The 9,275-nt window shown below is 52.5% G+C and carries 6 protein-coding genes and 1 pseudogene; 2 read left to right on the top strand and 5 right to left on the bottom strand.

The window, feature by feature from the left end; genetic code table 11:
- Positions 1–609: 609 nt before the first annotated feature.
- From B4967_RS02920 to B4967_RS02930, 3 genes are all read right to left on the bottom strand, one after another.
- A complete protein-coding gene (locus B4967_RS02920; protein WP_243470299.1) occupies positions 610–1,080 on the bottom strand; it encodes a CAP domain-containing protein in 471 nt (156 codons plus the stop codon).
- A 77-nt stretch (positions 1,081–1,157) separates the two neighbouring features.
- A complete protein-coding gene (locus tag B4967_RS02925) occupies positions 1,158–1,646 on the bottom strand; it encodes a pyridoxamine 5'-phosphate oxidase family protein (protein WP_083023445.1) in 489 nt (162 codons plus the stop codon).
- Positions 1,647–2,251: 605 nt separating this feature from the next.
- Entirely contained in the window at positions 2,252–5,524 is a 3,273-nt protein-coding gene (locus tag B4967_RS02930) for a PAS domain-containing protein (RefSeq protein WP_243470300.1), read from the bottom strand.
- Between the two features lie 266 nt (positions 5,525–5,790).
- Between B4967_RS02930 and B4967_RS02935 the strand changes: the two genes are divergently transcribed.
- Entirely contained in the window at positions 5,791–6,084 is a 294-nt protein-coding gene (locus B4967_RS02935) for a putative hemolysin (protein WP_243470301.1), read from the top strand.
- Between the two features lie 179 nt (positions 6,085–6,263).
- Positions 6,264–8,027, top strand: coding sequence for a sensor domain-containing diguanylate cyclase (locus tag B4967_RS02940; RefSeq protein ID WP_083023448.1), 1,764 nt, complete (start codon positions 6,264–6,266; stop codon positions 8,025–8,027).
- An 8-nt stretch (positions 8,028–8,035) separates the two neighbouring features.
- On the opposite strand, the gene B4967_RS02945 is transcribed toward B4967_RS02940, so the two are convergent.
- Together B4967_RS02945 and B4967_RS18200 are read right to left on the bottom strand one after the other, a co-directional pair.
- Complete coding sequence (locus B4967_RS02945; protein ID WP_083023450.1) at positions 8,036–9,046, bottom strand: potassium channel family protein; 1,011 nt, start codon at positions 9,044–9,046, stop codon at positions 8,036–8,038.
- Positions 9,047–9,055: 9 nt separating this feature from the next.
- Positions 9,056–9,275: pseudogene (locus tag B4967_RS18200) on the bottom strand (hypothetical protein); the annotation flags it as partial.

Below are 9,275 nucleotides of genomic sequence, written 5' to 3' on the forward strand. Positions count from 1 at the left end.
TCCGGGGGCCGGTCTCACGGATTCAGGATAAAAGCTTTGAAAATCTCGCACGTGAAATAGAAGAAGATTACGTTGAACAGTAGGTATAATAAGTCACTCAAGATGGACTAACAAACATTCGGCATTTTGCGTTCATTTGAATTTAGTGTTTACGGCGGTCAATTTAGCTTGTGGTACGTTTGTTAGCCACTTAGCTTTGCGTTATATCAGTGTCGCCTTAAAGTCCGTTTCTGGCGGAGAGCCTGTGTGAAAACACTCTGGCTGTCCTGAAGGAGAAGATTGTACGTTAAATCTGGAGCAATCTTGCCATGCAACTACCTCAGAATTTGCGAGAGAGCACCAATATTGATTGATTTTTGACCGGCGTGAGACGCTCCAAACGTTTTCACACGGCTCGGCCGTAAGAAGTCCATCTGTGCCGCAAACTGAATCGCGAGTGGTGTTATCCAACGATAAGCCGTTAGCGGGTTGCAGATGGAGGGGGCTGGTATACGGTGTGGTATATTGGTTTTTTATATTTCATGTTAAGGCCATATAATTCAATTGCTTAATGTGTTTTTTAAACTCCTGCCAGGTGAGCCAAAAACCTCTATCTTCGTGTCTGTTATATTACCGCGGCGCCCCCAGCGTCTGCACCCAATAATGAGTAAACCGCGCGTCGGCATTTTCAGCGTGGGCCATGCCCATCTCCGTGAAATCATCGTTCATTAAATTACGGCAGTGGCCAGGGCTTTTAATCCAGCTTTCAATAGCCGCTTCGGCGTTGGTATGGCCAGCGGCGATGTTTTCGCCGACGGTGCGCCAGTGGTAGCCTTGTTGGGTGGCGCGTTCGCCTACGCCGCTGCCGTCTTGGCCGGTGTGGCTGAAGTAGTCGTTAGCGGCCATGTCGTCTGCGTGGGCTTGCGCGGCGGCGGTGAGCGGGCAGCTCCAGGTGAGGGGGCTGGCGGCGTTGAAAGATTGCTCGCCGCATTGGCGGGCTTGGTTTCTGGGCCTCGTTAACGCGTGCCAGCATCTTTTGCTGCTGTTCGGTAGGGGCGCAGGCGGTGGAAGTGGCGGCCGTGTCGATTTTTGCCCAGGCAAAAGGGCTGGCTACCCAAACCATCGCTGTGAGCACGATAGAAAAAAGCGCCCGAACCAGCGGGCGCTTTGTGAGTGGCTTATCCACCGAATTTCTCGTTTTCGCCCAAGTTGGGCGTAGCGTCTTTTTTGAGATTGGCTTTGGCAATCTCGTAAAGCTGGAACGTTTTGCTCTCTTTGGCTTTCCAGTGTTCGCCCATTTCTACTTTCACTTCCAGCAGGGCGACATCGGGGTCGTCTTTGCCTTCAGGGAACCAGGCAGCCACAAAGGGGTTCCAGTATTTTTCGATCAGCTCCCGGTTGTCGATCACGTTGGCTTTGCCCGAAAGGGAATCATACGTGCCTTCTTCTTGGTCGGAAAAGCTGAGGCACACGTCGTGGTCGCTTTGGGTTTCCAGTACTTTTTCAGCGCTGCGGCGGGGAAAGAACCAGAGCGTGCCGTCGTATTCGTCCTGCACTAGGTGCATGGGCCTAGCTCGGGGCATATCGTGGTCTAACGTTACCAACATACCTACTTTGATATCCTTAATCATCTTCCAGATTTTTTGCTTATGCTCTGGGCTAGACATCGCTTCACTCTCCTTATGAATTGAGGACGGCGCTGGCCGTACAGGTATTGGTGCGCCGTCTATGGCTAGAATTTATACGGAAGTTTGCTGCTTACGCTTACGTTTGTACAAATCCTACTCACAGACTAGCTACCATTGTTGTCGTCATCAAGTAAGCGGTGAGGGCTTTGTGGCAGTGGTACTGCTGGTGGTATAAGCCGAGGTGGGTGGTTTCAACAGTCGTTGGATACTGCAAAGGTGCGGGGTGAAGCAGCGCTATCGAACATAAGAGGGAGTAAAGAAGCCATCCATGGCTTGCCGCGTGTCCTTGTTCCTTCCGCCTAACTTCTTCCTTGGCATCGTCCTTGAGATAACTTGTCGCACTTCCTGTACGCGGCATGCTTTGGCGTATTCACACCTTAGCCTATATACCGATAAAATTATGTAAGACATCTCTGACATGTTTGTAAGAGATATCTTACAAGCGCGGAATATTGCCAGCTTGAGTGGGGGTAGGCCGGGCCTGGATGCATCGTGACGTACTGATTTTGCAGCGCCCTACCAATAAAGTAGGGCGTTTACATTGAGCCTTAGAAGGGTGTTTTTTACTGCTAAACAATAGCCTTTTAGGCCATTCTAGAAGAAGTGGCGGGCGTGCTATGCCTCTCGCCCTGGTAGCTCAATAAAAAATTCGCTGCCACCGCCTGTGGCATCTCGGTAGTGCACTTCGCCACCGAGCTGATGGGAATTTCCCGGGTAATGGCTAACCCAAGCCCGGTACCAGGAAGCTTGCGTGTATCGCTGCTGTCGGCTTGAGAAAAGCGCTGGAACAGTTGGCTTTTAAACGCAGGGTCTACGCCAGGGCCATGGTCGCGCACGATGATCGTCGCTTTATCGCCGTTGAAAGTGACCGATACATCAACAGCATCGCCTTGAGGGGTGAACTTACTCGCATTCGACATTAAGTTGGTGAGGGCTTGAATCAGCCGGGGGCCATCGACCAAGACTTGAACCTTCGGCCAATGGCCAGAGGTGTGGATGGCTACTTTATGCTGCTCACCGTAGCCTGCGAGTGACTCGATGGCCTCATTTACCAGGGGAGTGAGTGCTTGCTCCTCCGGGTTCATTGGCATTTTGCCCGCTACCAGTTTTTCCATATCTAGCAAGTCGTTGATCAATAACGCCAGACGTTGCGCATTGCGCTGAGCGGTATCCAGCAGTGCTGTCACCGGGGCGGGGAGTTCTCCCACGGCACCGCCTGCCAGTAGGCCGAGAGAGCCGTTGATGGAGGCTAGCGGTGTGCGTAGTTCGTGGCTAACGGTAGCAATGAATTGGTTTTTCATTTTATCCAATCGGCGGCGCTCGGTAATGTCTTCAATCAGCGACCATATCACCCAGCGGCCGTCGGGGTCTTGGCTTAACATGCCCTGTAGGCGCACCGGGTAGCGGCTCCCATTTTTACGAATGTACTCCTTCTCAAAGGGGCCATATTTCCCATTAGTGCGTAGGCGAGCGAGTGCTTTCTCTTCTTCTGCTTGGTACTCCTTGGGTGTGAGATCCCAATTGCTGAGCTTTACAAACTCTTCGCGACTGTAGCCAGAGGGGCGTGTAAGGGCATCGTTTAAGTCGATAAACTGCCCGGTCTCTAGGTCATTTAGCGCAATACCAATGGGCGCAAATTCAAACAGGCCACGGAGGCGGCTTTCGTTGCGCTTTAGTGCTTGGCGGGCTAGTTCTTGATCATGAATATCATGCAAATAGCCGTGCCAGAGAGTGCTGCCGTCGGTGAGCTTCTCAGGCCTTGATTGTCCGGCAATCCAGCGGTAGGTGCCATCGTTAGTGCTTACCCGATAAACGGCATGCCAATCTTCCAGTGTGTTGGCTGAGTGGGCAATAGTCGCGGCGACGTGTTCCAAGTCATCAGGATGGATTAGCTTGAATAATGGGGTTGCATCACTGGCAGCCTGCTGGGATGTTAACCCGTATAAATCCTGTATTTGGGGCGAACTAAAAGGGAATATGGCTCTGCCGTCGGGAAATAGGCGGTATTGGTAGATAATGCCTGGTAGCTGTGCCATCAGCTTGGTAATTCGCTCATTGCTTAAGCTATTGGCAAGCGTATCGGATAGCCAGCGGGCCAGCAGCCTTAGGAACAAGGTTTCGCTTTCATCAAACGCGGCTGACCGAGTATGCGCTGCGGAAAAGTTCAGTGTGCCGAATACTGGGCCTTCCGCTTCAATCACAATACCGACATAAGCCCCCAGCGGAATGGCTTGATAGCAGGGGTGAGAATAAAATTCGCTTTTGGGTACATTAGCAATAAAGAGCTCTTTGCGTTCGCCGCTGAATAGCAGCTGGCACCAAGTGTGGCCGAGGGTGAAGCGTTGCCCGGCGTGTATGCCTGCGTCTACCTCTGCATCGACCCAGCGCACGGTATAAACGTCCCCTTCAATTTGGCTAAGAATGGCCAGGTCTAATCCCAGGTACTGTTTTGCTTTAAGAAGGGCGTGCTGAATCTTGGCGTCTAGCGTTTCAAAAGGGTTGAAGGCGATATCGTTAAGTAACAGGAGCGCGTCGTGGTGGCTACGGAGCTGGGTTCGGGCTTCATGCTCGCGTGTGATATCGACGATAAAGCCTTCCATGATTTTGGGGTGCTTTGTATCACCCGCTACCCAGTTGCCCCGTTCTTCTACCCAGCGCCAAGTGCCGTCTCGGTGGCAAATTCGATACTCCAAATGCCAGCTTTCATTTAAGCGCTTCGCCTTGGCTATCGCTTCATCAATGAAGGGGGCATCATCAGGGTGAATCAGGTCGGCGTAGCTAATACGTGTATTGCCAAGCAAGTCACCGGCGGGGTAGCCGCTAATGCGGTCAATTTTGCCGCTGATGTAGAGCATCGTCCACTTTTCATCGGGCAGGCAGCGGTAGGTCACTCCCGGCATATTGCTTAAGAGCGAGGCAAGCTCGTCTCGGCTAGCTTGCAGGGCCTGTTGGGCGGCCACTTCGTCGGTAATGTCGGCATGGGTGCCGTACATAAGCAGCGGTTCGCCTTCTGGCGTTCGGTCGAAGACTTGTCCTCTGTCGTGTACCCACACCCAGTGGCCTAATTTGTGGCGCATCCTGGCTTTACAGTCGTAGCTTTCCGTTTCACCGGCAAAGTGTGCTTTTAACAATGCTTCGGAAGTGGCTAGGTCATCTGGGTGGGCCAGGCTTAACCACGTCTCGATGGAGGTAGGTGATAACTCTTCCAGGGTGTAACCCACGATGCTTGCCCAGCGCTCATTAAACACGGTTTCGCCAGTTTGTACGTTCCACTGCCATGTCCCAACTCGGGTGCCCTCAATGACCAGCCGGGCACGGCGTTCGCTCTTCCTTAGCGCGGTGGCTAGCTCTGTTTGCGACTCGCGGTTGCCAATATCGGTTTGGATGAGTTCTTCCACCATCCCGGCCATATCACACAGCATGGCCATTTGCGCGTCGGTAAAGCTCCTGGGTTGGCTATCCATTAGGCATAGCGCGCCCACGCGTTGGCCCGAGGCGGTGTGCAATGGGGCCCCTGCATAAAAGCGTATATGTGGAGCCTTTTTAACAAGGGGAATAGCGGAAAAGCGCTCGTCGTTTAGGGTGTCTTCCACAATTAAGGGGACGCTGTCGAGAATAGCGACTCTGCAGAACGAGTGCTCCAGCGCTATTTCTTGTATGTCTAACCCCTGGCGGGATTTAAGCAGCAGCCGTTCATGATCGATAAGAGAAACCAATGCAAAGGGGGCATTAAAGGTTTGCTGAGCCAGCCGTGTCATGCGGTCAAAGCGCGCATCGATGCCATCGTTAAAGAGCGTAGTGCCTGCAAACACGCTCTGCCGTACGACATCATTCTCTGCAATCAGGGCCGTTTTCATTAGGTAACCATCGAATGAGCTGCGCTTGTGTATCGCCAAGCGTGGAGAGTATTTGAGCATTCTCATCACCGCCATAGCGCTAATGCTCTTCAGTGTGGCGGAAGTACGAGTCATACAGTGTTTCTTACGCGTCGAATATCAGATTCCTAATCGTCTGGCAATACGTATCGATGATTGCTGCATGAACTTAGTACTATTTTTACCGTGGCTAGCTACCGGCATTCGCTAAGTTGACTATGATGGGGAGTGATTTACCTAAGGTGCACTTGGCGCGATACCTAATCCGTTTGGGTATGGCTGGAGAAGCAAGGGGGGGCGCAGTGATGTATGGGATGTTTATGGTGTTGCTAGCGCTGGCGGGTTGTGTGAGTAACCCAGGTGACCGTCATCATGCGGCACCAAGCATGCAGACTGCCGCTGCCAATTATTGCGAAAGCTTGGGTGGGGAGAGGGTGACGCGCAAAAATAGCCTGGGCACAGGGCGCTACTGCCGCCTTCCTGATGGGCGGGTAGAAAACGAGTGGCAGCTGTATCGATCTGAGCGATTGGATAATGACTAGCGCTTAACAAAGTCGTGCCACTCGCGTGTCATCCAGCGTATAACTTAATTGTCATTAACAATGGAAGCGGTAGGGCTTATGGCCTGTTGATCATCTCCCCATGGCTCAAGGGTGGATATGCCGGGCGTTAGGCCAAAACGTAAGGGCAATCTAGCCGCTAGCAGGCCGAGAAACTATCTATGGGGATCTTCAACAGCGTTTTGCGTTACCGGTTCGGCTGGCTTGCTGCCTGTCTGATAGGGCTGGCTGCCCCGAGTAGTGGCCAGGCAAACGATCCGCCGAGCCCGATAATAGGTTGGGAGTACCGTTGGGGCGATTCTCCCTTGGACCAGCAGGGGGAGCCGGTATGGTTGAGAGAGGAGAGCGGGTGGCATGCCATTGAATCTCCCTCTAATCCGCCTGGGCGAGAAGGCCAGCACACAGTATGGCTGAGAACAGTCTTGCCAGAAGGAAGCTGGCATGACCCCGTGCTGCATATCACCAGCATTAATTTGATCGGGCAGATTTATCTAGATAACACGCTGATTTATGAGCATGGCAATGTTGATCACCCTCGGTTTATCGGGTGGCCTTGGCACTTGGTTGCGTTACCTGCTGGGTTTGCCGGTAAACAGCTATCGCTACGTATTTATTCTGACTATACCAGCATCGGTTTGTGGGGTGACGTAGAGGTCATTGATCGCGTTGACGCTTTTCAGAAAATGCTTCAAGGGTCGGTACAAGACTTGGCGATTGGTGCTTTTAGTCTGCTACTGGCAGCGTTGGCGGCTATTTTCACGCTCATTGGCCCGGAGCGCCGAGGGTTTGGGGCGATAGCGCTGTTTGCCTTTGCGTCTGGTTTGATGCTTCTTGCAGAAACGCCCGTACGCCAACTAGTTGCTGATGCTCCGTTAGCGTGGGATATGGTAAGGGCGACAAGCTACTTCACACTGCCTATTGCGATGGGTCTACTACTTAGCCATTGGTTGGAGGGTGCTCCCAAAAAATGGATAGCACGTCTTTGGCAGCTTCATCTGGCCTACATGGTTACCGCTATCGGCTTGGTCCATTTGGAGTCTATTAACCTCGCGCTGACGTTCCCCATCTTCGATGCGCTGTTGTTGATAACGCTGCCTTGCATGCTGTTATTAGCACTGTTTCACGTGCGCCGTTTACAGTTAGAGCAGCGATTGTTGGTGCTTAGCTTTTTGTTGTTTGCTCCGCTGATTCTCGCTGACATGCTGGTGGCCCATGGGTTGATAGCTCAGCGAGATATTCCGTTGAGCTATGCCATATTAGGGTTTTCGTTGGCGATCGTTGCCATCTCTTTATGGCATTACCGTCATACACAGCGGCAGTTGCCATCGGCAAACCAAACCCTGGAAGCGCAGGTTGCCGCCCGGACCGCTCAGTTAGATTGCTTGGTAGAGCAGCTAAAGGGGTTATCTATTCAGGATGCCCTGACCGGGCTGCATAATCGCCGCCACTTTGACACGCTGCTTAACCAAGAGGTGAGCCGTGCGCAGCGCACAGGGCACCCGCTTTCTCTATTGATGATTGATATTGTTCACTTCAAGAAGGTTAATGACTGCTACGGGCATGACGTAGGTGATGCGGTATTAGTTGAGGTGGCAGCTCTATTAAGGCAGCACTTTCGGGGCAGCGATACTGTTTGCCGCCTAGGCGGTGAAGAGTTTGTGGCGCTGTTGCCTGAAACGGAAACGGTAAATGCTGAAGCGAGAGCCCAGTCCCTAATGGCGGAACTGCGTGTAAAGCCTCTCACTTATCACCAGAAATCGTTAGGGTTTATTACACTCTCCTGTGGTGTCGCCACGTATCCTGACCACACAAAGGATACTCACCAGCTGCTTAACTTGGCCGACGAAGCCCTCTATAAAGCTAAAAATAGTGGTCGTGATCGCTGCATGGTGTGTGAGTGCCACCCACCCATCCATAGCGACTAACTACAGGATTACGAATCCGTTTGCCAAACGGATTGCCACTGCCAGCCATCTTTATGGATATAGGCGGCAAGCACTCGCTGCTGGTCAACATCCAGATAGTGATGAAGATCATGTGGGCTAGCCGTAATACCTGGCAGCCTGCTATACGCTTCAAGTGATGGAGTATCGGGCATGGTAGTAAATGGGGTAATAAACGCGTTGCCCAACGTGGCGATAAAGTTTTCCAGTGTTGTGATGCCCGTGGTGAGCTGCTGTTTGGTGACATTATCCATATCTGGGCAGGCAGCTCGGGCAATCACCAGGGCTTGGTAAAGCCGAGCCAGCGCTAGAGGCAGAGACTTTTGGCTACTGGGGTCGTGATAGTAGTGCAGGATGGGGTAAGCAAGATGTTGCTGGCCTAACTTACTGATCGACTGCTGTAGAGGTTGCAGTTGTTGACCTAGCCCGGTGTATCTTCCATTGCCGTGGGTTGCATGAAGAATGTGGTAAGGGCTCTCCCCAAGCGCATGGATGGATAGCGCCACATGGCGTTTTTCAGTGACATTGGAAACAATGCTCAGCATATACGTAATAGTGAGCGTGAACAGAAAAAAGCCATTCGCGGCTGCCAGGGTAGGTGCCATACGCCAAGAGTCACTTCCTGGTACATAGTCGCCGTAACCCAGTGTGGTTAGTGTGTAGCCGGTATAATACAGGCGCTCAATGAGGTTGGCTGGCACCTTGGTCGTTGCGTTCACGACGGCATCTGTGGTGCTACAAAACAGCAGCCACCAGCCGGTTAGGGCGAGTATTAGCCAGACAACGATTAACCCTACCGTTAACCAAGGCCCCACGCCGGACAGTAGCCTATGGCACTGTTTGCGTTGGTGTATTGCGAGCAGTAGCGCCCATACTTGGCTAATTAAGCGGTTGGTGACAGGGCCTGAGTGGGAGGCCGATAGCGTGGTTTTTACCGCGTCGTAGTTTGCTAGCGCGATGAGCAGTATGCCGAGCACGCCTATCCATGGGTGACCTATCATTGTGCATTCTTATGCGGGGTGGGCTGCGGGGGCATCGGTTACGCTAACCACCACTTCGTAAATTCTCCAATCGTAATGATTTAACATAGCATGCGCAGTGGCTAAATTCTCACTGAGGCGGTGTGTGTCGCGGGGGGTGATAAAAGCTTCGCCGCTAAATACATGCCCCTCTTCCCGTAGACGAACCGCAGCATTCTCTACCGGTAATCCCCCCGAAAAACCAGGGTGC

The sequence above is a fragment of the Vreelandella lionensis genome (assembly GCF_002087295.1).
GTDB lineage: Bacteria > Pseudomonadota > Gammaproteobacteria > Pseudomonadales > Halomonadaceae > Vreelandella > Vreelandella lionensis.